Here is a 24,755-nt window from a genome sequence, read left to right as displayed (position 1 = left end):
TGTTCAGGATGGATTTTTCTAAATGACCCATATATACTTCCGTGGATCTTTAGAGATTTTTTTATGATTAATTCCCCAAAATAGATTAAAATTTTAGTAAGGGGGATTTTAAAAATGAAGAATTCCAATAAAAACAGAGATATCTTTAAAGGGCTGTTTGGTGATTTAATGGAATTCGCTGACCGTATCAGCTCGGTACTAGGGTGTCCTGTCACAATCGAAGACAATAATCACCGCCTGCTTGCCTACAGCATGCATGAAGATACGACTGATAAAGCGAGAATTTCCACAATTATTGGAAAACGTGTTCCTGAAAAAGTAATTAACAGTCTTTGGAAGGATGGAATCATCCCAGCCCTTCTTAAAGAAGATATGCCGATAAAGGTGCAGGCAATTACAGAAGTCGGACTTGGCAGCAGAGCTGCCGTTAGCATACGAAAGCAAAATGAAGTACTCGGATTTATATGGGCGCTTCAAGTGGACAGACCTTTTTCAGACGAAGATTTAGAATTTTTGCAGCAGGCAGCCAGAGAAGCAAAAAATCAGCTGCAGCAGCATCACTTAAAGAAGAAACAGCTCGAAGCTGGCAATCAGGAGTTTCTTTGGCGCTTACTGACTGGCCACTTTAAGGATGAAGAAGAAGTTCAGGAACATCTGTCCCATTTTCCGCTGCACTCTCCTTATGTACTTTCTGTCATTGTGTTTGAATTTCCTGAAGAAATTACCAGAGATATTGAACGGAATATTTCTTATATGCTTTTAACAACACAGAAAACGAAGGTTTACTATTATACCATTGATCAAAACAAATTAATTCTGCTGGCAGGAACAGAAAAAAAAGAAAATTTCATCTCTTCCCTTTATGAATTTGTGCCTTACTTCATTATGGAAATGAAAAACCGTTTTGCAGTAAAAGATATTATGGGTGCAGCAGGAAATGTTTATCAGCTTCTTTCCCAATCAATGCATAGCTATCAGGAAGCCCTCTACACATTAAAGATGAAACATGCATTTCCAAAGGATACAGCAGACATGATTCTTTATGAGCAGCTGGGCATCTTTAGGACCCTGGACTATTTAGTGAGCGGAAAGCACAACCAGCAGGAGCATTCTTCCCTTTCATTGTTAAAGGAATATGATGCAAAAAATGCCACTGGCCTGCTTGAAACCTTGTTAATATACTTAGAAAAGGATTGCCATCCCAATGAAGCGGCAAAGTCGCTGCATGTACATGCAAATACCCTGAATTACAGGCTGAAACGAATTTCTGAAGTGGCACATATTAACCTCCGTGATCCGCTTCAGAAAATGTCATTGTTTCTGCATCTTAAAACTGAACAATATAAAGAATTTCTTATGAAACCATAACCCTTTGCCATATTAAAATTTCAAATAAAGGAATGATGGACGAAGTGATAAGGGAATCGACAGAACAGTTAAACGAAGAACTTAGGATTATTAAAAAATGGGAAAAAGCACAAAAGGGATTATGGTTTTGGGAAAAAATCGGCAGAATCCCCTTCAAGCTTCTGGATAAATTCACGCCCGCTTTTATCCAGAAAAAACTCGGCGTCCTGCTGGATGAGCTGGGCAGCTTCGTACAGACAGGCGGCCAATATCTGACAAAGGAAAAGCATGTTCTCCATAAAATGCAAATTCAGATGCCAGATGCGGTTTTCACTTCTATTAGCGACATACAAAATGTCCCGCTGTCTGTTATGAAATCAGTAAGTGATGATCTTAATGATTCAAGCAAACAGCTGGCCGCCATACAGGGTGCATCAACAGGAATCGGCGGTGTTTTCACACTGGCAGTCGATATCCCGATCCTGCTTGGCCTTTCTTTAAAGACCATACAAGATACAGCCATTGCGTACGGTTATAATCCTAAAGTGAAAAAAGAAAGAATCTTTATCGTAAAATGCATGCAATTTGCTACAGCAGATACAGTCGGCAAGGAAGCAATATTAAATGAGCTTTCTTCCTATTCTGATGCAAGAGAATCTCAAGCCATGATGTCACAGCTTCAAGGGTGGCGTGAAGTCATATATACATACCGCGACCAGTATGGATGGAAAAAATTATTGCAGATGGTCCCGGTTGCAGGAATGATTTTTGGTGCATTTACAAACAGGTCCATGATAGCTGATATCGGCGAAACAGCCGGCATGCTGTACCGTAAACGCAGAATTATGGAACGCCTTGCTGAAAAGCAATCACATATTACGGATGCAGCCGGTGAATAAGCTTCCTTTTAGATGTCAGCTGTGCACCGTTCATCTAAAAGGCTTTACGATATAAACAGTGACAGCCTCAAGAATGCAATCTCATGGAGCTATCAGTGACTTGCAGTACCTATACAGAAGGGTCGTTTGTGGAATTCCACAAATGACCCTTTTTTAATTTTCTGTTTTCTACAAACAAAGATTGAAGTTTTATGCTTATAATTTTTGTACAAAGGTTGAAATTTTTTCTTGGGGGTATTTAATCATGCGTATTGGGATTCCAAAAGAAATAAAAAATAATGAAAATCGTGTTGCCATTACTCCTGCTGGCGTTGTTGCTTTAGTCGAAGCTGGCCATGAAGTGTATATTGAAAAAAATGCGGGTTTAGGAAGCAGCTTTTCAAATGAAGCATATATCGCTGCTGGCGCCATCATTACGGAGGAAGCTTCAGACGTCTGGACAACAGCTCAAATGGTCCTTAAAGTTAAAGAGCCTATTGCCAGTGAATATCGATATTTCCGCAAAGATTTAATTCTTTTCACATATTTGCACCTTGCTGCAGAACCAAGCCTTACTAAGGCATTGAAAGACAGCGGTATTTTGGCGATTGCTTATGAAACCGTTTCCGTAAATCGCACTCTGCCGCTATTGACTCCTATGAGCGAGGTTGCAGGCAGAATGGCTGCCCAAATCGGCGCCCAGTTCCTAGAAAAGCCTCAGGGCGGAAAAGGAATCCTTTTAAGCGGTGTACCTGGAGTTAAAAGAGGCAAAGTAACAATCGTCGGCGGCGGTGTTGTCGGCACGAACGCTGCTAAAGTGGCAATCGGTCTTGGAGCAGATGTAACAATTATCGATTTGAGCCCAGAGCGCCTTCGCCAGCTGGATGACATTTTCGGAAACCAGATTACCACCCTGATTTCCAATCCATACAATCTGGCTCATGCCGTGGCTGAATCAGACCTTGTTATAGGTGCTGTTTTAATTCCTGGTGCCAAAGCACCTAAGCTGGTCACTGAAGAAATGGTAAAAGCCATGGCGGACGGTTCTGTTATCGTGGACGTGGCCATTGACCAAGGCGGTATTTTTGAAACAGCCGACAAAATCTCAACACATGATAATCCTACTTACGTAAAACATGGCGTTGTTCATTATGCAGTTGCAAATATGCCAGGTGCTGTTCCTCAGACATCTACGATTGCCCTGACGAATGTAACCATCCCATACGCACTGCAAATTGCTAACAAAGGCGCAGTACAGGCAATCAAGGATAATGCGGCTCTTGCTCAGGGAGTGAATGTAGCCAATGGCGAAATCACATTCGAAGCGGTTGCCTCCGATCTTGGCCTGCAATATGTCAGCGTTGAAAAAGCTTTATTCAGCGAAAATATCAACGCTTAATAAAAGACTGCAGACAGCTCCTGTAAAAGAAGCCGTCTGCAGCTTTTTTTATTAAATATTTTTAACCCTTGCATGTAAGCTGCCCAACAATAGTGGTTTGGGCAGCTTTCTTCTTCAAAAATGTCAGTAAGCCTCTTCTTCGAAAATCTTTCCCGGATTCATGATGCAATTCGGATCTAATGCCCTTTTGATGCTGTGCATGACATCATAGGCATTTCCATGCTCCCTGCGCTGATACTTGATCTTGCCCATACCGACTCCATGCTCTCCCGTACAGGTCCCGTCCTTGGATAAGGCATACTCAACTATTTCTTCATTCAGTTTTTTAGCTTCCATCACTTCTTCAGGATTTTTGAGATCAATCATGAAAAGCACATGGTAGTTACCATCGCCTACATGGCCTACAATGGCTCCTTCAATGTTTGAAGAATCAATTTTCTTCCTCGTATCGCTGATTGCAGGTGAAAGTTCATCCAAAGGAACACTAACATCCGTCACCATTAATTTTTTTCCTGGAAAACTATGAATAAAGGAATAGGCGAGATTATGCCTTGCCTCCCAAAGCTCATTGCGGACTTTAGAATCTGTTTCAAATTGAATGTCACTGCAGCCAAGGTCTTTCACGATTTCCCTTGCAAAAGCAACATCCTGATCCAATCCGGCACGGTTTCCATGGAACTCTAGAAATAGGGTTGGTTTTTCTTCAAAAGAAGCATTCATATATTTATTAACCTGCACGATGGACTGGGCGTCCACAAGCTCGATCCTGGCAATAGGTATGCCGGCCATCATGATTCCATTGACCGCTTCCACTGCCTGGGCAACAGAAGGAAACGAGGCCCTTCCTGCCGCTGTTACTTCAGGAATGCCGTATACCTTCAGGGTGAGCTCAGTAAATACACCTAGCGTTCCTTCTGATCCGACAAACAAACCGTTCAAATTCAAACCGGAAGAAGACTTGCTCGCAAGCCCGCCTGTATGTATAATCCTCCCGTCAGCAAGCACCACTTCAAGATCTCTCACCTGATCTCTCATGATGCCATATTTAACAGATGTGGTACCGCTCGCATTTGTTGCAGCCATGCCGCCGATGGTTGCATCTGCACCTGGATCAACAGAGAAAAACAAACCATATTTTTTTAATTCCTTATTAAGCTGTGTTCTTGTTACACCAGGCTGAACCTTAACCAAAAAATCCTGCTCCCTCACTTCGAGCACTTTATTCATCAGTGACATATCTATGGATATGCCTCCGCGATAAGGGATAACATGGCCTTCAAGGCTTGAACCGAGCCCGAACGGCACGGCTGGAATATGTTGTTTGTTCGCAAAGCTTAAAATCCTGCTGACTTCATCTGCATTTTCCGGAAAAACGACCACATCCGGCAAAGCTGGGGTATGATATGACTCATCTCTGCTATGCTGTTCTAAAATCGTTTCATTTACCGATATCCTGGATTCATCGAAAATTTCCTGCAAGCCTTTTAAATAATTTGCCATTGATGTTCCCTCTTTTCATTGCTGTGTTTATTTTTGTATAATTATTTAGAATATTCCTTCATATTTATGATAACAAATCGGCTCAACAATGTTAATTAAATTTGACTGCAGGTATATTCCGCCAGTTAAGACTGCGAGGAGGTACTATTATGAATGCACTGTTTCGTTTTTTAGTCAATGGCCTGCTATTAATGGCCATTGCCTGGCTGCTTGATTCCATTTCAGTCGACTCCTATATCACAGCTTTGATTGCTATCTTTATCTTAGGCATCGTAAACCTTATCGTTAAACCGGTTTTGCACCTGATTTCACTTCCTATTACCATTCTTACTTTCGGTCTTTTCTCGTTTGTCATTAACGCTATTGCCTTTTATCTCACCTCATATTTAGTCAGCGGCTTTGAAGTCACTTCCTTTTGGGGAGCCTTTATTGGCTCGCTGCTTTTAACACTCGCCCAAAGCATTTTAGTAAAAAAAGATACATGAATATGAACGATAAAAAAAGGCTGTTATCGTAAACTTTGTTGCTATGAAACAAGTTGGTTGATTTCCGCGGGGCAGGCGGTGAGCCTCCTCGGCTGCGCCTGCGGGTCTCACCTTCCCGCTAATCTAAGCAGGAGTCTCACACCTTACGCTACAATCAGCCTGACTAAACAATGGAATTGTCTCTCATAATAAGTTAGAAAAACAACAATCTTTAAGAAAAGAGCCTAAAAAAACACATGCCGGATTAATATGGCATGTGTTTTTTTGCTAGTCTGTTTTCGAAAAACTTTACTGTTATGCACAATATGGCTGATTTAACAATGTGTTCAGCTCGCGAAACCCATTAATAAACACCAATCTTTAGTAAAGAACCTTTGCTTAACAATTATTAGAATAAGATTTGCTTTTTTCGGTGCATACCTTCATGGCTTCTAAAACAGCCGACCGGAAACCTTTTTCTTCAAGAGCTGCAACAGCTTGAATGGTAGAGCCTCCAGGCGTGCATACATCATCTTTCAGCGCCCCGGGATGCTTGTCTGTATCCAGCACCATTTTGGCTGCACCCAAAACGGCCTGTGCAGCCAGTTTGTATGCCTGCTTCCTTGGAATGCCGTCCCTTACGCCGCCGTCTGCCATCGCTTCGATAAACATGTACACAAATGCAGGCGAAGAACCGCTTATTGCAGGAATGGAATCCATCAGGCTTTCATCTACAAGCTCTGTTTTTCCAAAACTGTTTAAAAGCACCTGTACATATTCCAGATCTGTTTTTGAAACTTCACCATTTATGCACATTGCAGTCATTCCTTCTCCAACGAGGGAAGGCGTGTTCGGCATAGTGCGGACTATCTTCACCTTTTTGCCAAAAAACCGCCCGGCCATATCGAGAGTGATGCCGGCAGCAATTGTAATGATAACCGCATGATCCTGGATAACTTCTTTAATTTCACCGATGATTTGTTCATGAAGTGAAGGCTGAACCGCTAGAAATAATACATCTGAACCAGCGGCTATTTCTTTATTATCAAGGGAAACCCCTACCTTGAATTTCTCCTTAAGCATTAACAAGGTAGCTTCGTTTGCAGTGCTCACTGTTATCTGGCCTGGATCTGCTGCTTTTGCATCAATCAGTCCGCCAAGAATGGCCTGCCCCATTTTCCCGCACCCGATAAATCCGATTTTTTTATCCATAATTCCACATCCTGCTTCTATTAGCTTTTGACACTTATTAATATAGCCTAATGCACTGGCCGTTACTACTCTATCCGAATTTCTCTGTGATGTACAGAAATTCAACAGTGTTTTTTTTATGCCAAAAAGGGAAATTTAAAAACAAAAGTACCCGAGGAGGTTTTTACATGAAAAAAGAATTTTTGCTTCAATCATTGCTTCAAGAAGAAATAGAACCTTCTCCTCTTCAGCCGCAGTTCTTTCAAAAACCCACTCTGGAGCTAGCACAGGAGCTGCTTGGGTGCCTGCTTGTTAAAGAGACTCCAGATGGGACAGCTTCAGGATTTATCGTTGAAACAGAAGCATACATGGGGCCGGGTGACCGGGCCGCGCACAGCTACAATAACCGGCGGACAAAACGAACTGAAATCATGTTCGGGGAATCTGGATTGATCTATACGTATGTGATGCATACCCATACATTAGTCAACGTTGTTTCAGGGGGAACAGAAACTCCTGAAGCCATCCTCATACGCGCCGTGGAGCCATATGAAGGAATTCCCCTTATGCAGCAGCGCAGAGGCCTGGAGGACGTCAGGAAGCTGACAAACGGTCCGGGCAAATTAACAAAAGCACTTGGAATCACCATGATGGATTATGGAAACAGTTTTACAGACTCTTCCCTTTACTTATCCCCCGGCATAAAACCTGAGAAGATTTCTGCAGGCCCGAGAATCGGCATTGATAATTCAGGTGAAGCAAAGGACTACCCGTGGCGATTTTGGATCTCAGGCAGCATGTATCTCTCAAGATAGCAGATAGCCTGTCCCAATCTCCCAAGGCAGTCTATAATGAATTGATAATTTCCTTCCCCTCATTTTTTGCATAATTCACCATGGCCGAAATCGGGTAGGCTTCCATTTTTGAAGAATCATAGGGCAGAAGCATGGATGTCAGCTCCTCTGCTCCTGATTCGTCAGAATTAAGCCATGCATCTTCATTTTCCCGCGTTAATATGACCGGCATGCGGTGATGTATTTCCTTCATCAAATGGTTGGCTTCTGTCGTAATGATTGTACAGGTTTTTAATATTTCCCCTTCATGCTCCCATTCATCCCACAACCCCGCAAAAGCAAAAGGTTCTCTATTTTTTAATGTAATATGATACGGCTGCTTCTTGTCTTCTTCTTTTTTCCATTCATAAAAACCATCGGCGATGATTAAGCATCGGTTTCTTTTAAGGATATTCTTGAATGACGGCTTTACATCTATGGTTTCTGCACGTGCATTTATCATTTTATAGCCGATTTTTGGATCCTTTGCCCACCCCGGCACCAAACCCCACCTGAAATATGTTCCTGCATTTTGTACTTCACCATCCCTGACCACGGCGAAAATATCCTGTCCCGGTGCTATGTTATACCGCTCTTTCATTTCCAATGCTGGTGCATTATTCAGCTGGAAACGCTCCGCAATTACCTTTAGTTCTGAAAAGAGATTATACCTTCCGCACATTCCTGATTCCCTCCTGTCGTTCTGATACCGTAAATATACCCCATATCGCCCTTCCCTACAAAGTGCTTTATACCGACCTCTCTGGCACCCTCCTTTTTATAATCAGACTTTGTTATACTTGCTTGCTGATTTACGGTGCAGGCACAAGACTCGGCATTATAAAAACGCTTACTGCCCATGTTATAATTTTAGGGAAAAATTATGATTCAGGGGTGAAAAAATGAAGTATAGAACTTTAGGCAAAACGAATTTGGATATTTCTGTTATTGGATTAGGAACCTGGCAGTTTGGCGGAGAATGGGGCGTGAATTTCACCCAGTCAGACGTAGATAGTATACTGGAGGCAGCACATAATGAGGGAATCAACTTCATCGATACTGCCGAATGCTATGGCGACCATTTATCTGAACGTTTTATCGGTGACTATCTGAGACGCAATAAAAGGGAAGACTGGATTGTCGCCACGAAATTCGGCCATCATTTTCACGGGAACTTTGACAGGACAAGACATTGGGACGCCCGTGATGTCCTGAATCAGCTTGACTCTTCGCTAAAGTCGCTGAATACAGATTATATTGACCTTTATCAGGCACATTCCTGCACAGATGAAGAATTTAATAATGATACATTATGGACGATGCTGGATAAGCAAAAGCAGGCAGGCAAAATCCGCTGCCTCGGCATTTCGCTGAAGCAAAATAACGACAGCTACCAGACAGCTAAGGCAAAGGATGTCGGTGCAGGTGCTATACAGGTTGTATACAATCGCCTGGAACGCTCTCCTGAAGAGTCCATTTTCCCCTTAAGCATTGAACAAAATTTGGGTGTTCTTGCCCGTGTTCCTTTAGCAAGCGGATATTTAAGCGGCAAATACAAGCCTGGAGCTGCCTTTGAAAGCAATGATGTCCGTTCAAGGCACGACTCTGATCAAACTGCAAAACTTTTGAAAGAAGTGGAGGAAATCGCGAAAACAGAAGTTCCAGAAGGGGTATCCATGGCTTCCTGGGCACTTGCCTGGTGCCTGAAGCACTCAGCTGTGACCAGTGTAATCCCTGGATGTAAAAACCCTGAACAAGTTGCCCTGAATGCTAAAGCAGCCGATCTTGCTGCTGCAGAACATCCTCAAAATGTTTCCAGCTGATTACAGGGAGAGGACCTGATATACGCTCCTTTTTTTTGGTTCTCTTCATAAAGATAGTTTTTTAATGAGTTATGTGAGGAGATCCCAGATTTAAATCGGGCTGGCGGAGCGGAAGGCGCGAAACTCCTGCGGGATTAGCGGAACAGTCGAGACACTGCAGGCGCTGCTGAGGAGGCTCCCGCCCGCCCTGGAAAAAACGAGCATGCGAGCATCCTGGAGCGGAAATGAGCCAGCTTGACCCATCGCAGCAAAGTTTGCAGCCTTCTATATTTACTGCTCACTTAAGTCTCAGTGCGGCATGACATGAATATGAAAAAACCCCCGGCAGCCAGCATCAGTGCTGGCGCCAGGGGTTTTTCTATACATACATTCCTGACTCTTCCTTCTTAAAGAAACTTCTCATCGCATGAAAAACATCTGCTTTTTGTTTTAGAATATAATGGCGGAATTTTTCGTTATTAATATTTTTATAGGCAGTCATCAAGGTAGAATGCCTGTTGTATTGATTGACCTCACCGTATCCGAACATATTGGATACCTTCATCAGTTCATTTACAAGCTTTACACATCTTGCATTATCAGAAGTCAGATTATCTCCGTCGGAAAAATGGAAAGGATAAATATTGAATTTATCAGGATCATATTTATAATCAATAAGTTCTAAAGCTTTTCTGTACACGGAAGAGCAAATGGTTCCCCCGCTTTCGCCTTTTGTAAAAAAGTCTTCCTCCGGCACAATCTTCGCCTCAGTATGATGGGCAATAAACTCAATTTCAACGGTTTCGTATTTAGTGCGCAAAAAGCGGTTCATCCAGAAGAAAAAACTGCGGGCCATGTACTTTTCCCATAATCCCATTGAACCAGAGGTGTCCATCATAGCCAGAACAACTGCCTTGGATTCCGGCTTTTCGACTTCATTCCATGTCTTAAATTTGAAATCTTCCTTAATGATTGGATGAAACCCGGGTTCTCCGCTTAATGCATTTCTTTTAAAAGCTGTAATCATAGTCTTCTTTTTGTCGATATTTCCCATGAGCCCTGTTTTCCTGATATCATTGAATTCAATATGCTCAAGTGTATGTTCATCAGGATCCTTTTGCTGAAGATTAGGAAGTTCAAGCTGGCTGAAAAGGGCCTCCTCTATTTCAAGCATGGATACTTCTGCTTCATAATAATCTTCCCCAGCCTGGTCACCGGCTCCCTGGCCTTTGCCTGGCCCCTTTTCTGCAGAGCCGTCCCGGGCTACCACATCTCCTACCTGGCTGTCTCCGCTTCCTTGGCCTACATGCTTATTTTTATCATAATTATAACGAATTTTATATTCATCCAATGACCTTATTGGTATTTTCACAACATCCCGCCCGTTTGACATTACGATGCTTTCTTCAGAAATCAGGTCGGGTAAATTATTCTTAATTGCTTCCTGCACCTTTTCCTGATGCCTTTGCTGATCATCAAAGCCTTTACGGTGGAGGGACCAATCTTCCTGCGAAATGACAAACTGATGGTTATTCTCTTCCGTCACTGTATTCCCCTCCTTAAAAATTTTGCACATTTTTCATTTCATAGCATACGCTATGGTAGTGTGAACTGAACGCTCTGCTTACTGGATTATATGGATTGCCTTCGTCCTTGGCGTTGTAGTATAGAGTATTACTTCATCTTATGCAGGGACAGAGAATAATTTACAAAAAATTTTGACAATATTTGTTTACCCCTGTCTATAGACATGCTTTACCATATTTTTGTAAGATAAATATATGGAGCTGCAAAGGAGGATTGTTTTATGAAGCCATATGATTGCATTACCGATTTTATATTTTATGAAACAGAGATAGAAAAAGCTGATTTAATTTTAATACCGGGCAGCCGCCAGCAAAGGCTCATGGAAAAAGCGGCCTTACTGTATTCGGAAGGGTACGCACCTCTTATTCTGCCATCCGGCGGGTACCAGGAATCATTGAAAGGGACAGAGTGGGAGTTTCTGAGGAATATAGGAGTGTCGCTTGGGGTGCCGCGGGATGTTATTTTAAAAGAAGATAAAGCAAGAAATACGTTTGAAAATGCCCGTTATTCCTGGGAAATTGTCAAACAGCATACACTGCAGCTTAAGAAAGTGATTCTTGTCACAAAAGCATTTCATTCGCGAAGGGCACTTATGACATACCAAACAGTTTTTCCGGAAACTATTAAGTTCATGGTTTGCACAGTCCCTGACTATGGCAATATCACAAAGGACAACTGGCACAGTGAGGAAAAGAAAATTCGTGTGGTCATGAGCGAAGTAGCGAAGATCGGCAATTACTTTCCGGATCATATAAAAAAGTGGTCATAAAAAAAAGCCTCGCCATACTGAGACTTCAGGTTTATTTTTCCTCTTCCGATTCGTGCTGGACTGTCCCGGGCCGCTTACCCCACTCTTTTAATTCCTCGTTCGTCCTTAAGTGCTCCATCTGCTTGCCAAGATCCTTCATTTCCTCCAGGTTTTGAGCCATTGAGCTGTTTTCAGGAACATAATCTTTTTTAACTTCATCCTTCAAAATAGACACCTCCATTCATAACCTACCCTGTTTATTTCTCTTTTAAACAGCTGAAGTTCTCCGATGTCCTGCACATACCTTTTATATTTGCGGGTATATATAACTAAAAGTTGATATAAAGGAGAATGAATGAAATGCAAACTGCCTCAATAAGTCTGAAGCATGTAATAACAGAGAGCTCCATTCAAAATCTGGAGAATTTTTTATCGGGCCAGGAAGGAATAGAGAGGGCGCTGCTGGATGTTAAAAAAGGAGAAATGATCATTGACTATAACCATGAAGTAATTTCGCTAAGTCAAATTCTCACTCTCATTGAACATCAAGGGCTGTGTATATCATAAAGTCTTGTCCTGCTTCAGGATAAAAAGCCTGCCGGTATCCCGGCAGGCTTTTTTATTCTGCATTTACAGGCAGCTGTCCCCCTTTTTCTTGTCAGGGGAACACTGCCTTCAGTAGTGCTGTCCATCAGCAGGGATGTGTGAAACCCGCTGATGTAAGTCTCACCTTGTTATCTATTAAGCAGGCTTCCTACGTATTTCAGTAATTCATTCGCGGAAGTAGAATTATAGCCATGCTCTTCAATAAGCCTTGCAACCACTTCGTTCACTTTCTTCAACTGGCCTTCATCGGGCGTTTTGCTGGAGGTAGTGATTTTCACGACATCTTTCAGGTCTGCGAAAAGCTTCTTCTGTATCGCTTCCCTGAGGCGGTCATGTGAATTATAATCAAATCGTTTACCTTTTCGGGCATATGCGGAAATCCGGATTAAAATTTCTTCGCGGAATGCTTTCTTAGCATTTTCTGAAATGCCAATCTGCTCTTCAATGGAACGCATCAGCTTTTCATCCGGAGAGATTTCTTCTCCTGTCAGCGGATCGCGCAGCCTCGATTTATTGCAGTACGCCTCTACATTATCCAAATAATTATCCATCAGAGTTTTGGCAGATTCTTCATAAGAATAAACAAAGGCTTTTTGTACTTCATTTTTCGCAATTGTGTCGTATTCCTTCCGGGCAAGGGAAATGTAATTCAAATACTTGTCCCTAAGCTCTGCTGTTATCGAAGGATGCTGATCCAGACCTTCCTTTAAGGAACGCAGCACATCAAGCGCATTAATGGAAGGATTTTCTTCTTTCCGGATAATCGTAGATGAAATCCGGTTGATCACATACCTTGGATCAATCCCGCTCATTCCTTCATCCTGATGTTCCTTTTTCAGTTCTGTAATATCAGCTGAGTTATATCCCTCAACGTTTTCCCCATCATATAATCTCATCTTCTTTACAAGGTCGATATCGCCTTTTTTCGGCTCCTTCAGCCGCGTCAGAATGCTGAACATGGCTGCGACCCTGAGTGTATGCGGGGCAATATGCACCTCTGATACATCGCTTTCATGTATCATTTTTTCATAGATTTTCTCTTCCTGTGAGACCTGAAGATTATATGGAACAGGCATGACAATTATCCTGGAATGCAAAGCTTCATTCTTCTTGTTCGAAATGAAAGATTTATATTCCGTTTCATTCGTATGGGCAACAATCAGTTCATCAGCGGATATCAAGGCGAATCTTCCCGCTTTAAAGTTCCCCTCTTGGGTAAGTGAAAGCAAATGCCACAGGAATTTTTCATCGCACTTCAGCATTTCCTGAAATTCCATCATGCCCCGGTTTGCTTTATTCAGTTCTCCATCAAACCGATATGCCCTCGGATCTGATTCTGATCCATATTGGGCGATAGTTGAAAAGTCGATGCTTCCTGTTAAATCAGCTATATCCTGGGATTTAGGGTCAGATGGGCTGAAAGTTCCGATCCCAATCCGCTTATCCTCTGAAAGGAATACCCGCTCTACCATCACATCTTCAATATGGTTTCCATACTCGCTTTCAAGTCTCATTAAGTTAAGCGGCGACAGGTTGCCTTCAATCCGTATTCCGTATTCTTCAAAAAAGTCTTCCCGAAGGTTTTGCGGAATCAGATGCAGCGGATCTTCATGCATCGGGCATCCCTTTATGGCATAAATGGCTCCCTGGTTTTTCAGGGAATATGCTTCCAATCCCCGTTTCAGCAGTGAAACCAGTGTGGATTTACCCCCAGACACAGGCCCCATCAGCAGCAGTATCCTTTTTCTTACATCCAGCCTCTTGGCTGCAGGATGCAAATATTCTTCAATCAGACGCTCTAAAGATTCCTCAAGCCCAAACAGCTGGCCGCTGAAAAAATTATAAGTGCGGTTTCCATTGACTTCTTCTATTCCAGCATCTCTGATCATGTTATAAACACGTGAATGTGCAGATTGAGCTACCCACGGCTGTTCTTTGACAATTTCCAGATATTCCGAGAAGGTACCTTCCCACTTCAGTTTCTGCTCATCTTCTCTAAATTTTTCAATTTTCTTTAAAATGTCCATTATGGAACCTCCCCCTGTTACTGGTACTTTCAGAGATGATACTTTACTCTATGCTCGTTTTGTGACAAACATGTGCAGAGATTAAAAGAAACAGGATAAGATATCCGCCGGCAGAGAAACCAAAAATTGTTCCTTTTCCCATTCACACCGCGGGAACTATGAGGTATACTGTGTTTATACTATAAATTGGGATAATTCAGTCAAAGGGGGCTGCTTGGATGGGTACGGTTATCATCATCGCTGTAATGATTACATTTCTGGTTTCTATTTTTACTGCAGGCTACAACGATAAACCAGGCCTAAAAAAATAAATCCGGTTAAAGATCTATGCTGATAAGCGATAAACGGAGGAATTACAGGTTACCGGAGACAGAGCAGGCTTAAGGGCCGGGAGTCTTGAACCCTCCGGCTGCCTGGCCTTAATCGATCAGCAGAAAAGATTTACAGGGCCTAAAAAAGCGCAGGCAGCAATTCACCCTGGCCAGCTTCTGAGCTGGATTGCATAAATAGCGCTTTTGATGTACTGGATTTTAAAGCGCAGGTAAATATATGAAAATTAAAAAAAGCTGCAGAGGCAGCTTTTTTTATTGTTTATTTAGTTTTTGGCGTTCAACGAAATCCTTCATATACATCCGGCTTTTTTGTTTGATCATACCAGCCATCTGGCTTGTCCATGTGTCATTTCGGACACCATTTGTGCGTTCTTTATAATACGCGGAAATGGTACGGTTATAATCCTCCAGCTGGCTGATTAATACCTCTTTCTCTGCATATCCGTTTTCATGATACACATTTTCCAAAGGAAGGCGCGGCTTTTTATCATTCAATGAATCAGGATAGCCGACTGCCATCCCGAATAGGGGTATAACCCTTTCAGGAATATTCAGGATCTCCTTGACCCCATCCAAATTATTGCGTATCCCCCCGATATAGCAGATGCCAAGGCCCATTGATTCTGCAGCAAGCGCAGCATTTTGGGCAGCCAGTGCTGCATCGATAAGAGCCACCATAAACTTCTCCGTACTTTCGATGGATTCAGTGAAATCCTCATTCTCCATTTCACCAATCAAATCAAGACGGTGCAAATCGGCACAGAAAACAAAGAAATGGCCTTTTTCAGCAACATATTTTTGCGGGCCGGCTAATTCGGCAAGTGCCGCCTTTTTTTCGGGATCGGTTACACCTATAATGGTATAAGCCTGAATAAAGCTTGATGTAGATGCTGCCTGGGCTGACTTTACGATTTCATGAATTTGTTCCTTCGATAATAGCTTTTCCTTAAAAGAACGGACAGACCGGTGATCAAGAATTTTTTCTATCATATCATTCATCAATATCACTCCATGCCTTTAATTGTGCAGAAAGGGCATCCCTTTCTGCACTGTTTCATCTACTCATTGTATTTCAGATCTAAACTGCGGAAATCCTGCTGCCTTAGTGCTTCATATACAAGGATAGCTGCTGTATTTGAAAGGTTTAGCGACCGCACTTTATCGGTCATAGGAATACGCAGGCAGCGTTCTTGCTGTTCCCTGATTAAGTCCTTGGGAAGGCCAGTGGTTTCACGGCCAAATATGAAATAATGTTCTTTGCCTTTATCGCTGTAATCAAATGTGGTATGCGGCTTTTGCCCAAACTTAGTGAGATAGAAAAATTCTCCTCCTTCATTTTTCTCGAAGAATTCCTCCAGGGAATCATAATAATGAATTTTGACAAATTCCCAATAATCAAGACCTGCTCTTTTTAACATCTTATCGTCTGTAGAAAAGCCCAGAGGACGGATTAAATGGAGCTCAGAATCGGTCGCTGCACAAGTTCTTGCAATATTTCCGGTATTGGACGGAATTTGGGGCTGATATAGTACTACGTGTATGGACACTTCTTTTCACCTCTGCTAAAGTCTTCACGAGATATTATATCACTAAACAATAAGCTTTAATAAAGTGAAGCTTGCATCAGTGCCGTTTTCTCTCTTATGCTGATCATTTTACGAAGAAACCCGGCTATTGCATGTGAGTTTCACTTCTTTAAAATAGACTGTTTTCGTAAACTTTGCTGCGATGGAACAAGGTGATTAATTTCCGCTCCATGCTGCCCGCTCCAATTAAACCGATTAACAATGGAATTACCTCATAGAACTCAATAAAAAATAACACTTTTTAAGAAAAGTCCTTTCAGCAAGATACCTGGCGCTAAGTTATTCCTGGTTACGCAAGGGATTTTCAACAATGCTGTAAAATTTATACTGAATATTCGGGGTATATGCTGTGGAATCTTCATAGGCCCAATACCTGTTCCTGCTGTTGGTTGTATGGGCATTCACAAGCGGCATCCCCTCCGCGTCCTTGGCTGTTACGATAAGAGAATGATCATATCGCCCGTTCCCTTGAAAGTCGATGCATATAATATCTCCAAGCAGGAGTTCCTGCGGCGAGTGGACTTCTTTTGTTTTAAGCCCTCCAGAACCCGCCATCAGCTGTTTGAATGCATGTGCTCCCGTCCAGCTATAGCTCCATGACTTTGACTTTATCCACAAACCGCGGTTTCTGTTAGGCATCCCCCACATCGGGATTCCGCCCGCATGCAGGCACTGGGAAATAAAATTTGTGCAATCATCATTAAACCGCGGGTAAGCAGGATTAAACTCATTCCACCATCTCTCCGCATATTGCACGGCCTTCAGCCTGTCATATCGGTATGACAGGCGAATCGGATCATCTTCAGTAAACAGGGAGAGCGGATCAAAAGTTTGTGCAGGAGGAAGTATTTCCTCATCATGGACAAGTTCCCCGCCCAAAAAGCGAGCCTGCCGCTCTTCAGTTCCTTCTTCTATAAAAAAAGAATTCTTCTGCTTCACCACATATTTATAGTGAAGACCATATCTCAAAAGAATTTCATTGCCATTTTCCTCAAGTGACCTCACAGCCCCAGCTGCAAGGATTTTCACAACTTCGGCAGACCGTTTTTGCAGAGATTGCTGCTTGGCATCCCATTTTCTGTCATAAGTTCTCATATCGCCATTTCCTGAGAGTGCCTGGTTCAGTCTATCTTTTAAAAACATTTCGAGTTTTTTCCTCATTCTGAACCCTCCCTTTTTTAATCCTCCCTGCAACTATATGACAGACGGCTTATAAAAAGACAAAAAACCCGGCATATGCCGGGCATCCTGTATTTATTTTACAGAAGAAATCATATGAAGCCCTTTTTCAATTTCATGGACTACATCTTCGTCTGATTCTGCAGCAAGAGCACTGGTTAACTCTGACAGAGCTTCTCCTCCGCCAATTTTCCCTATGGCCCATGCTGCTGTTCCTCTTATCACTGGACGGGTATCTTGCTTCAGCAGCCTAAAAAGCTCAGGGAGCGCCGTTTCATCTTTAAAGTGTGCAATGGCTAGAATTGCATTCCGCTGGATTGGCTTTTTCCCTCTCCAAGATCCTGAAACATGGCCAAACTTCTCTTTAAATTCACGATTGCCAATGTTAAGCAATGGGGTCAGCAGAGGTTTGGCAATCTCCGGATCTGGCTCCATTTCTTCATGAAAGTGAAAATCCTTCCCTTTGTTTTCTGGACAGACGGTCTGGCAGGTGTCACAGCCGTACAGGCGATTACCAATTTTGCTGCGGAACTCATCGGGAAGAAATCCCTTGGTCTGGGTCAAAAAAGCAATGCATCGCTGTGCATTCAGCTGTCCGCCTTCAATAAGAGCGCCTGTCGGACAGACGTCCACACATTTGTTGCATGTTCCGCACCCTTCTTCAATAGGCTTATCAGGTTCAAGCGGCAGGCTTGTGATCATTTCACCCAAATAAACATATGAACCAAATTCAGGAGTGATGATCGCACAATTTTTTCCGCTCCAGCCAATCCCAGCCCTCTCAGCCACCGCACGGTCAGCAAGTTCTCCGGTATCTACCATCGACTTGACTTGCGCCTGCGGGACTTTTTCTTTTATAAATTCCTCAAGCAGCTTGAGCTTATTTCGCAGCAATACATGGTAATCCGTTCCCCAGGATGCTCTGCAGAATATTCCTCTCCGTTCGCCTCTTTTGCTCTGGGGAGGATTCTTCATTTTTGACGGATATGCCAGGGCAATCGCAATGATGGACCTTGGTTCATGAAAAATCAGATCCGGATTGACTCTTTTTTCAATGTCAGGTTCTTCAAAGCCAGATTGAAAGTTCAATTCCTGCTGCCTCAAAAGCCTGTTTTTAAGCTCACTGAAGGTATCTGCAGCGGCAAACCCAATTTTATCAATGCCAATTTCCCTGCTGTATGAAATAATTTCTTCTTTCAGTTTTTGAAAATCCATTATGTGCCTCCCTTCGCGCTTTGAAATGAAAGAAGTTTCGATTATAGTTAATATAGAAGAAACCTGAGCCATGCCCAGTTCTCTTAATTAGCTGACAAAACGGGCCTTATACAGTCATCCCGCTGCCCGTCATTTTTACAAACCAACTAATATATAATAAACGATTTTACTCATGATTGGGAGCTGAAACGATTGGAAACCATCATTCACCCTTCACTTTGCAGCAAAATACCTGATTTTAAAGCCGGCGTCATATTCTACCAGGATATTGAAATAGGGCCATCACCCCAAATGCTAAAAGGACGACTCCAGCTTTTCCAGGAATCATTATATTTCGATTTGGAAGAAAAGGAACTTACTGATTTTCCGGGGATTTCAGAGTGGCGCCATGTATTTAAAGCAGCCGGGACCAACCCATCCCGCTATCGCCCTGCACACGAAGCGCTTTACAGAAGGGTAAAAAAACAAAATTACCTATCACCCGTCCATTCAGCCATTGACCTGAATAACTTTTTCTCGCTCAAATACGAAGTGCCCATAGGCATCTATGACAGCAGCCAAATCGAGGGTAATGTTTCCATAAAAATTGGAGACGAACATGATGAATATGCCGGTTTAAATGGACGCATTAATTCTATGCAAAAGATGATTACAGCTTCTGATGAAAAAGGCTGTTTCGGAAGTCCTTTCGTTGATTCAGAACGAACCAAAGTGACCGAGTCAACAAAACAGGCCATCCAGATCATCTACTTAGCGCCGTCCATTTCAATAGAAAAGGGACAGCTGCTGACAGAATCCCTGATGAATATGTTTATCGGGATACATGGAGGCACCGCTGCCTGCCATATCATTCATTGCTGATCATCAATTGAGGCCATTGTGAAATGCCCTCTCTCATTTTATTGCTCAATCTTCAATTGCTGGGTGGCCAGTTTCCGGTATAAGGTATGCTTAAGAAGCAGTTCTTCATGTGTTCCTTTGCCGGTAATTCTTCCATCCTCCACAACCAGAAGCTGGTCAGCTTCAATGACCGTGGACAGGCGATGGGCAATAATCAGGGTAGTCCTTCCCTTCATCAGCTTTCTTATGGCATTTTGCACAAGCTGTTCAGACTCACTGTCCAGATTTGAAGTTGCCTCGTCGAGAAGAAGGATTTTCGGATTTCTCAGCATAGCGCGCGCAATCGCAATCCTCTGTCTCTGTCCTCCTGAAAGCTTTACTCCCCTTTCTCCAACTTCTGTGTCATATCCATCTTGAAGTTTTGTGATAAATTCATGGGCATTTGCAGACACCGCAGCAGCTGTCACCTCATCTTCCTGTACATCACGGCCTATCCCATATAAAATATTTTCTTTAATCGATCCTGTCATGATAGGGCTATCCTGTGATACATACCCGATGTGCGAACGCCAATAGGTTAATCCTAATTCCTGAATTGGCACTCCGTGTATCGTGATGCTCCCCTGGGACGCTTCATAAAAACGTTCAATCAGCGAGAATATTGTCGTTTTCCCCCCGCCGCTGGGACCTACTAATGCAACCGTTCCATTCGCAGGGACATTAAAGGATATATTGCTAAGAATCGGCTTTGATTCACTATATGAAAAAGAAACATCTGTAAATTCAAGATCTCCCTGTACCAGCATGGCTTCCTTGCCTGCATATGGCTCCTGCTTCAATTCCAGTAAGTGATGGATGCGCTCCGTTGCCCCCATTGCTTTCTGAAAGGCTGTAAAAAAGGAAGCAATCTGGCTGAAGGGAACCACAATTTGAAACATATAAATAATGATGGCCACTAATGTCCCTGCTGTGAGGGCACCAGAGGCAACCCTCACACCTCCATAGCCAATCAAAACAACTAAAATCACCATCATAATGGTGGTCATAAACGGGGATATTACCGCCTGGATCTTCGCTTCTTTTAACCCGAAGGAAAATAACTTAAGGATACCCTTATTTCCCTTTTCAACTTCTAATTTCTCTCCGTTATAAGACTTGACAAGCCGGATTTCACTTAAAACCCTGCCAAGATTCCCGCTGAAAGCAGCCATTTCATCTTGGGTGTGCTTGGAAACTTTGTACATCTTCCTTCCAAGCGGCATTAAGATCAGCAATGAAAGCGGAACGACGGCAAGCATGATGGACGTCATTCTCCAGTCGAGCGTAAATAGAATGATAACAGAACCGATGATAGACACAATTCCAGAAATAAAGGTAACCAAATGATTCGTAATGACTGTCTTGATTGTATTTGTATCCTGTGTAATCCTGCTTAGGGTTTCACCTGACTGATTTTGGTCAAAAAAGGAAACAGGTAGCTGCAGAATATGGTTCCATAGCTTCCGGCGCAGGCCCGCCACAATTTTCTCTCCTATATAGGTTAAAAAATAAAAGGAAAATCCTCCTGAAAGTGTCTGCAGAATGAAGGCAGCAAGCAGCATAACAACGGTACCAGTTTCAATTCCGCTGCCTGACATTAAATCCACAAGCTTTTTAGTGAATAATGGCACTACAAGTGCCGCAGCTGTCTCTATCAAGCTAAGCGAAAGCACAAGCACGATAATGAGTACAGGCGGCTTTTCCGATTTGAGCAATAAGAAAAATGACCGCCATTTTACATTCCTTTTCTCTTCTCTGTTATTCTCCATAATTAAACCGCCTTCACAATACTGCCCATGATTACTTCATTATAATGTCATCTCTCCGGCCAATTCAAACTTTTGGGCACAATCCGCAATACCGTCTTTTTGCTCAGACAAGAAAAAAGCATACCAGGTAACCTGGCATGCCCATAAAATATAAAAACGCAATGCCTCGTTCTCTGATGTAACGAAACACTGCGTTGTGACCTATGTATGGAGCGGGTGATGGGAATCGAACCCACGATATCAGCTTGGAAGGCTGAAGTTTTACCATTAAACTACACCCGCAAATAATATTGCTGTATTTTGTCGAAATGTGTATTGCCTATCAACAAAATTTATTATACCTGACTATCTGATTGATTGCAACCCCAAAACTCAAAAATTATTTAAAAATATCTTTTATCGTCTTTTTCCGTAAACTATTTTTCTTAGGAACAGGATGATTGTTAAGCATCCTCCGCTGTCATGTTAATCCCTAAGGAATTATGCGAGTACAAGATCTCTTGCTTGTTTTCTCTCATTATATGTCCAGCTTCTCCTCTTTATACCCGAAAAAAAAGCCCTTCAAACCGAAGAGCTTCTGCCTGGGGGCTGTACTTTACTCCCAAATAACCTTCATTAATTGCGGATATACTTCTTCAGCTGTTTCCAAAAGCATGACAAGCCTTCTAAATGCAGCATCCGGATCAAAATCATTTTCAAGAAAGTACGAGTAGCGGATGGAAATAACTCCGTCTTCTTCATACAGTTTTGAATATCTATAATTTGAATTCAGCTCGTTAATCAGTTCATGAACAGCCGGCTTTTTATTAGGATTTTTCACTTCTGTTACATTAAAGCAGAACAGGTCTGCAATATCTTCCCCTGGCGTAAATGCAAATACCATTGTAACTGCCCAGCCATCCTTTAATTTTTGCTCTGAGCGGAAGAAGGTATTTCCACTTTCTTCGAATTCATTCATTGGTATACCTTGTGTTTGTAAAAAATCTCGGAATTTCGCTATGTTAGACATATAATCCACCTTTCTGCTGTCATTCTATTTTATATCTAAATGATAAATCCTTACAGAGTTTTCAGAGAAATCCCGCCAAATTTTTGGACTTCTGACATTTCGGCCAGTTTTTTTTTGCCGAATTAAATGCTAAAGAGATGCCTTTAGGGATTCAAGAATTGAGTGAAGCTCTTCTAAATGGCTGATTTCATAGTCAGGGCTTGCTTCTCCCCGTTCTTTTCCGCTTCTGTTTACCCAGACGGCTTTCACCCCTGCGCGATTTGCGCCAAGAATGTCTGTCATCAGATTGTCTCCAACCATGATGGCTTCATCACTCTCCACCTTAAGGCTTTCCAGGGCATGCTTGAAGATAGCAGGATCCGGCTTTCCTTTGCCAAAAGCCCCCGAAATGATAATTTCATCAAAATACGGAACAAGCTCGGGTGTAATGCTCAATTTTGTTTGCTGAAGATGGGGAGATCCGTTAGTTAACAGCAGCAGCTTATACTTGCCTTTCAGTTCATCAAGGACCCTTAGTGATTCTTCATATAAAAAAGGGTTTTTCCTGCGCTCCTTTGGAAAACTTTCGGCAAGCTCGAAGCCGAGATCTTCATCTTGAATGCCCATTGCCTTCAGCCCTCTTGTCCAGGCTTCCTTCCGGTACTGCGGTACAATTTCCCTCATTTTACGGAAGCTGTCCCCCTCGTCCAAAAATTCACCCCATAATCCTTCAAAAGGATTGATGCCGATCATTTGTGTAAAAGGGTAAGTCTCATATGAAGCATACAATTCCCTCGCTTCTTTTCTCACTGCCTCTTCCAGCTTTTCCGGAGATATATCATAGGTCTCAAGTGCCCTTCTGCAGGTTGCCGAAAAAGCCTCCTGAACACTTTTTTGATCCCAAAGAAGTGTATCATCCAAATCAAAAAAAATCGCCTTTACCATAATGATGCCACCTTCTCTTTTATGTATTTTCTCTTTTTTATGTTCAATTTCATTTTCCTTAGCCCTATAATATTTTCTTTACAGAAGGGCAAATACCCTTTTTATCCCGGGAAACTGCAAAAAAGCTGCAAGAGCAAATTCAACTCTTACAGCAAATGGAATTCAATTGATCTTTTTTATGATTTCATCGATAATCCCGTATTTCACGGCTTCCTCTGCGGTCATAAAGTAATCTCTATCGGTATCATGGGCAACCTTTTCCTCCGGCTGTCCTGTTCTTTCTGAGATAATCTTATTAATGTGCTTCTTTAGCTTCAAGATCCGATTTGCAGAAATTTCAATTTCAGTGGCCTGCCCCTTCACTCCTCCAAGCGGCTGATGAATCATGATCTCGCTATTAGGAAGGGCGCATCTTTTCCCCTTTGTTCCTGCCAATAAAAGCATAGCTCCAAACGAGGCAGCCATCCCTGTACAAATGGTGCGGATATCAGGCTTGATATATTGCATGGTATCATAAATCGCAAAGCCTGCACTGGTAGAGCCTCCTGGACTGTTAATAAAGATCGTAATATCCTTATCCGGTGCATCTGCTGCTAAAAATAACAGCTGCGCCACAACACTGTTTGCCAAATGGTCGGTAATTTCTTCGCCGATCATAATGATCCGGTCTTTTAGAAGACGTGAATATATATCATAAGAACGCTCTCCGCGGCTTGATTGCTCGATTACATATGGTATGGTGCTCATTGTTTTATCCCCCCGAATTTGTTTGGCTTTAAGCAGCCATAGAGAGGAAGCCTGATGGTGAGGAAATTGAACGATTCGCTGCATAGCCAGGTCTGGAAATTTTGAGTTCGCCTGCAAGAGAAGGAATGCTTGGGATTGCCTTAATTAAGATTTCCGGGTCCTGATACTTCACAGCCTGCAGGATGAGCTCTTGAAGCTTCATTTCTTCTTCATCTTTCCACAGTGCATGTTTAAACCCGGAAAGATCTTTATTTTCCCTGTGCTTCTTTAACTGCCTATTCGCCCTGTGCAAAGCAGACTTAACCGCTGTTTCTGCTGTATGAAGAAGATCGGCTATTTCGCTGGATTTGTACAGAAATCCTTCTTTCAGTGTGAAAATGACTGCCTGCTTCGGTGTCAGCAGGAGGGTGAGAAATTCAATGCTTTCCATACAGGTATTCTCAGTTACTTTCTCCTGCAAATCTTCTCCGCTGTTTGACAGTACTTCTCTTTTTCTTTTCCTGATCATATCAATCCAGAGATGTTTTGCTATGGTTTTTAAAAGCGGCAAGCTTGCTTCTCCGTGATAATGCTGGATCCCCTTTAATACAGCTTCCTGTGCAAGGTCATTCCCCTCCCACTCGCTTTGTGAAAGAAACCGGCAAAATCTTTGCAGTTCATGATAAACATCATCCCAAGTGTCCTTTCCCTGATCAAGCCTCTGCACATAATCTCTGCGCTCGCTAGTCATTCT

The 24,755-nt window shown here is 42.5% G+C and carries 24 protein-coding genes and 1 tRNA gene; 9 read left to right on the top strand and 16 right to left on the bottom strand.

Features of this window, described 5'->3' with window-relative positions; genetic code table 11:
* Positions 1-114: 114 nt before the first annotated feature.
* The 3 genes from BM126_RS00200 (at position 115) to ald (ending at position 3,624) form a co-directional block, all read left to right on the top strand.
* A complete protein-coding gene (locus BM126_RS00200) occupies positions 115-1,368 on the top strand; it encodes a helix-turn-helix domain-containing protein (protein ID WP_090987111.1) in 1,254 nt (417 codons plus the stop codon).
* A 35-nt stretch (positions 1,369-1,403) separates the two neighbouring features.
* Positions 1,404-2,246, top strand: a complete 843-nt coding sequence (locus tag BM126_RS00195) for an EcsC family protein (RefSeq protein WP_090987109.1) — start codon at positions 1,404-1,406, stop codon at positions 2,244-2,246.
* 244 nt (positions 2,247-2,490) lie between these two features.
* A complete protein-coding gene (gene ald, locus BM126_RS00190) occupies positions 2,491-3,624 on the top strand; it encodes an alanine dehydrogenase (RefSeq protein ID WP_090987107.1) in 1,134 nt (377 codons plus the stop codon).
* 123 nt (positions 3,625-3,747) lie between these two features.
* Here the strand turns inward: ald and BM126_RS00185 are convergent, their stop codons facing one another.
* The gene (locus BM126_RS00185; RefSeq protein ID WP_090987105.1) at positions 3,748-5,124 is read right to left on the bottom strand and encodes an FAD-binding oxidoreductase; all 1,377 of its coding nucleotides are present in this window, start codon (positions 5,122-5,124) and stop codon (positions 3,748-3,750) included.
* Between the two features lie 149 nt (positions 5,125-5,273).
* On the opposite strand from BM126_RS00185, the gene BM126_RS00180 reads away from it, so the two are divergent.
* Entirely contained in the window at positions 5,274-5,609 is a 336-nt protein-coding gene (locus BM126_RS00180) for a phage holin family protein (protein ID WP_071351344.1), read from the top strand.
* Positions 5,610-5,987: 378 nt separating this feature from the next.
* Here the strand turns inward: BM126_RS00180 and proC are convergent, their stop codons facing one another.
* Positions 5,988-6,800: a pyrroline-5-carboxylate reductase gene (gene proC / locus BM126_RS00175; protein WP_090987103.1), complete on the bottom strand. Its 813-nt coding sequence runs from the start codon at positions 6,798-6,800 to the stop codon at positions 5,988-5,990.
* Positions 6,801-6,967: 167 nt separating this feature from the next.
* Here proC and BM126_RS00170 point away from each other — a divergent pair, with 167 nt between their 5' ends.
* Positions 6,968-7,594 carry a DNA-3-methyladenine glycosylase gene (locus tag BM126_RS00170; protein ID WP_090987101.1) on the top strand — a complete coding sequence of 209 codons (627 nt, stop codon included), beginning with the start codon at positions 6,968-6,970 and terminating at the stop codon, positions 7,592-7,594.
* A gap of 31 nt (positions 7,595-7,625) precedes the next feature.
* On the opposite strand, the gene BM126_RS00165 is transcribed toward BM126_RS00170, so the two are convergent.
* A complete protein-coding gene (locus BM126_RS00165; protein ID WP_090987099.1) occupies positions 7,626-8,294 on the bottom strand; it encodes an SOS response-associated peptidase in 669 nt (222 codons plus the stop codon).
* 220 nt (positions 8,295-8,514) lie between these two features.
* Between BM126_RS00165 and BM126_RS00160 the strand changes: the two genes are divergently transcribed.
* Positions 8,515-9,435, top strand: coding sequence for an aldo/keto reductase (locus BM126_RS00160; RefSeq protein WP_090987097.1), 921 nt, complete (start codon positions 8,515-8,517; stop codon positions 9,433-9,435).
* A 358-nt stretch (positions 9,436-9,793) separates the two neighbouring features.
* Here BM126_RS00160 and yhbH read toward each other — a convergent pair whose 3' ends face one another.
* Positions 9,794-10,990, bottom strand: a complete 1,197-nt coding sequence (yhbH, locus tag BM126_RS00155; RefSeq protein ID WP_371261386.1) for a sporulation protein YhbH — start codon at positions 10,988-10,990, stop codon at positions 9,794-9,796.
* A gap of 231 nt (positions 10,991-11,221) precedes the next feature.
* Between yhbH and BM126_RS00150 the strand changes: the two genes are divergently transcribed.
* Positions 11,222-11,770 carry a YdcF family protein gene (locus BM126_RS00150; protein WP_090987092.1) on the top strand — a complete coding sequence of 183 codons (549 nt, stop codon included), beginning with the start codon at positions 11,222-11,224 and terminating at the stop codon, positions 11,768-11,770.
* A gap of 31 nt (positions 11,771-11,801) precedes the next feature.
* Here BM126_RS00150 and BM126_RS00145 read toward each other — a convergent pair whose 3' ends face one another.
* Positions 11,802-11,984: a hypothetical protein gene (locus tag BM126_RS00145; RefSeq protein WP_256212969.1), complete on the bottom strand. Its 183-nt coding sequence runs from the start codon at positions 11,982-11,984 to the stop codon at positions 11,802-11,804.
* A 116-nt stretch (positions 11,985-12,100) separates the two neighbouring features.
* Between BM126_RS00145 and BM126_RS00140 the strand changes: the two genes are divergently transcribed.
* Positions 12,101-12,316 carry a hypothetical protein gene (locus BM126_RS00140; protein WP_141770010.1) on the top strand — a complete coding sequence of 72 codons (216 nt, stop codon included), beginning with the start codon at positions 12,101-12,103 and terminating at the stop codon, positions 12,314-12,316.
* A 167-nt stretch (positions 12,317-12,483) separates the two neighbouring features.
* Here BM126_RS00140 and BM126_RS00135 read toward each other — a convergent pair whose 3' ends face one another.
* The 5 genes from BM126_RS00135 to queG all read right to left on the bottom strand — a co-directional run bounded on the left by BM126_RS00135 (position 12,484) and on the right by queG (position 18,694).
* Positions 12,484-14,382, bottom strand: coding sequence for a PrkA family serine protein kinase (locus BM126_RS00135; RefSeq protein WP_090987085.1), 1,899 nt, complete (start codon positions 14,380-14,382; stop codon positions 12,484-12,486).
* A 584-nt stretch (positions 14,383-14,966) separates the two neighbouring features.
* Positions 14,967-15,713, bottom strand: coding sequence for an oxygen-insensitive NADPH nitroreductase (gene nfsA / locus BM126_RS00130; protein WP_090987083.1), 747 nt, complete (start codon positions 15,711-15,713; stop codon positions 14,967-14,969).
* Positions 15,714-15,772: 59 nt separating this feature from the next.
* A complete protein-coding gene (gene trmL / locus BM126_RS00125) occupies positions 15,773-16,261 on the bottom strand; it encodes a tRNA (uridine(34)/cytosine(34)/5-carboxymethylaminomethyluridine(34)-2'-O)-methyltransferase TrmL (RefSeq protein ID WP_090987081.1) in 489 nt (162 codons plus the stop codon).
* Between the two features lie 318 nt (positions 16,262-16,579).
* Positions 16,580-17,461: an amidase domain-containing protein gene (locus BM126_RS00120; RefSeq protein ID WP_090987079.1), complete on the bottom strand. Its 882-nt coding sequence runs from the start codon at positions 17,459-17,461 to the stop codon at positions 16,580-16,582.
* A gap of 93 nt (positions 17,462-17,554) precedes the next feature.
* Entirely contained in the window at positions 17,555-18,694 is a 1,140-nt protein-coding gene (gene queG, locus BM126_RS00115; RefSeq protein WP_090987077.1) for a tRNA epoxyqueuosine(34) reductase QueG, read from the bottom strand.
* A gap of 192 nt (positions 18,695-18,886) precedes the next feature.
* Between queG and BM126_RS00110 the strand changes: the two genes are divergently transcribed.
* Positions 18,887-19,555 (top strand): B3/B4 domain-containing protein, encoded by a 669-nt coding sequence (locus tag BM126_RS00110; protein WP_090987075.1) that lies wholly within the window; start codon positions 18,887-18,889, stop codon positions 19,553-19,555.
* 38 nt (positions 19,556-19,593) lie between these two features.
* Here the strand turns inward: BM126_RS00110 and BM126_RS00105 are convergent, their stop codons facing one another.
* The 6 genes from BM126_RS00105 to BM126_RS00080 form a co-directional block, all read right to left on the bottom strand.
* A complete protein-coding gene (locus tag BM126_RS00105) occupies positions 19,594-21,342 on the bottom strand; it encodes an ABC transporter ATP-binding protein (protein ID WP_090987073.1) in 1,749 nt (582 codons plus the stop codon).
* Between the two features lie 208 nt (positions 21,343-21,550).
* Positions 21,551-21,624 (bottom strand) — tRNA-Gly (locus BM126_RS00100).
* Between the two features lie 313 nt (positions 21,625-21,937).
* Complete coding sequence (locus tag BM126_RS00095) at positions 21,938-22,351, bottom strand: YbjN domain-containing protein (RefSeq protein ID WP_071351325.1); 414 nt, start codon at positions 22,349-22,351, stop codon at positions 21,938-21,940.
* Between the two features lie 129 nt (positions 22,352-22,480).
* Complete coding sequence (locus BM126_RS00090) at positions 22,481-23,275, bottom strand: HAD family hydrolase (protein WP_090987071.1); 795 nt, start codon at positions 23,273-23,275, stop codon at positions 22,481-22,483.
* A gap of 162 nt (positions 23,276-23,437) precedes the next feature.
* The gene (gene clpP / locus BM126_RS00085; RefSeq protein ID WP_090987069.1) at positions 23,438-24,022 is read right to left on the bottom strand and encodes an ATP-dependent Clp endopeptidase proteolytic subunit ClpP; all 585 of its coding nucleotides are present in this window, start codon (positions 24,020-24,022) and stop codon (positions 23,438-23,440) included.
* Between the two features lie 28 nt (positions 24,023-24,050).
* Positions 24,051-24,752, bottom strand: coding sequence for a sigma factor-like helix-turn-helix DNA-binding protein (locus tag BM126_RS00080; protein WP_177201250.1), 702 nt, complete (start codon positions 24,750-24,752; stop codon positions 24,051-24,053).
* Between the last annotated feature and the right edge of the window lie 3 nt (positions 24,753-24,755).

The organism is Bacillus sp. OV322, assembly GCF_900112495.1.
In the GTDB taxonomy this organism is placed as follows: Bacteria; Bacillota; Bacilli; order Bacillales; family DSM-1321; genus Peribacillus.
The sequence above is the reverse complement of the archived record's forward strand: the minus strand, read 5'-3'. Positions and strand labels throughout refer to the sequence as shown.

Coding starts and splice junctions, on each gene's coding strand:
- BM126_RS00200 (WP_090987111.1), top strand. CDS start 115: ATGAAGAATTCCAATAAAAACAGAGATATCTTTAAAGGGCTGTTTGGT.
- BM126_RS00195 (WP_090987109.1), top strand. CDS start 1,404: ATGGACGAAGTGATAAGGGAATCGACAGAACAGTTAAACGAAGAACTT.
- ald (WP_090987107.1), top strand. CDS start 2,491: ATGCGTATTGGGATTCCAAAAGAAATAAAAAATAATGAAAATCGTGTT.
- BM126_RS00185 (WP_090987105.1), bottom strand. CDS start 5,124: ATGGCAAATTATTTAAAAGGCTTGCAGGAAATTTTCGATGAATCCAGG.
- BM126_RS00180 (WP_071351344.1), top strand. CDS start 5,274: ATGAATGCACTGTTTCGTTTTTTAGTCAATGGCCTGCTATTAATGGCC.
- proC (WP_090987103.1), bottom strand. CDS start 6,800: ATGGATAAAAAAATCGGATTTATCGGGTGCGGGAAAATGGGGCAGGCC.
- BM126_RS00170 (WP_090987101.1), top strand. CDS start 6,968: ATGAAAAAAGAATTTTTGCTTCAATCATTGCTTCAAGAAGAAATAGAA.
- BM126_RS00165 (WP_090987099.1), bottom strand. CDS start 8,294: ATGTGCGGAAGGTATAATCTCTTTTCAGAACTAAAGGTAATTGCGGAG.
- BM126_RS00160 (WP_090987097.1), top strand. CDS start 8,515: ATGAAGTATAGAACTTTAGGCAAAACGAATTTGGATATTTCTGTTATT.
- yhbH (WP_371261386.1), bottom strand. CDS start 10,990: ATGTGCAAAATTTTTAAGGAGGGGAATACAGTGACGGAAGAGAATAAC.
- BM126_RS00150 (WP_090987092.1), top strand. CDS start 11,222: ATGAAGCCATATGATTGCATTACCGATTTTATATTTTATGAAACAGAG.
- BM126_RS00140 (WP_141770010.1), top strand. CDS start 12,101: ATGAATGAAATGCAAACTGCCTCAATAAGTCTGAAGCATGTAATAACA.
- BM126_RS00135 (WP_090987085.1), bottom strand. CDS start 14,382: ATGGACATTTTAAAGAAAATTGAAAAATTTAGAGAAGATGAGCAGAAA.
- nfsA (WP_090987083.1), bottom strand. CDS start 15,713: ATGAATGATATGATAGAAAAAATTCTTGATCACCGGTCTGTCCGTTCT.
- BM126_RS00120 (WP_090987079.1), bottom strand. CDS start 17,461: ATGAGGAAAAAACTCGAAATGTTTTTAAAAGATAGACTGAACCAGGCA.
- queG (WP_090987077.1), bottom strand. CDS start 18,694: ATGGATTTTCAAAAACTGAAAGAAGAAATTATTTCATACAGCAGGGAA.
- BM126_RS00105 (WP_090987073.1), bottom strand. CDS start 21,342: ATGGAGAATAACAGAGAAGAGAAAAGGAATGTAAAATGGCGGTCATTT.
- BM126_RS00095 (WP_071351325.1), bottom strand. CDS start 22,351: ATGTCTAACATAGCGAAATTCCGAGATTTTTTACAAACACAAGGTATA.
- BM126_RS00090 (WP_090987071.1), bottom strand. CDS start 23,275: ATGGTAAAGGCGATTTTTTTTGATTTGGATGATACACTTCTTTGGGAT.
- clpP (WP_090987069.1), bottom strand. CDS start 24,022: ATGAGCACCATACCATATGTAATCGAGCAATCAAGCCGCGGAGAGCGT.
- BM126_RS00080 (WP_177201250.1), bottom strand. CDS start 24,752: ATGACTAGCGAGCGCAGAGATTATGTGCAGAGGCTTGATCAGGGAAAG.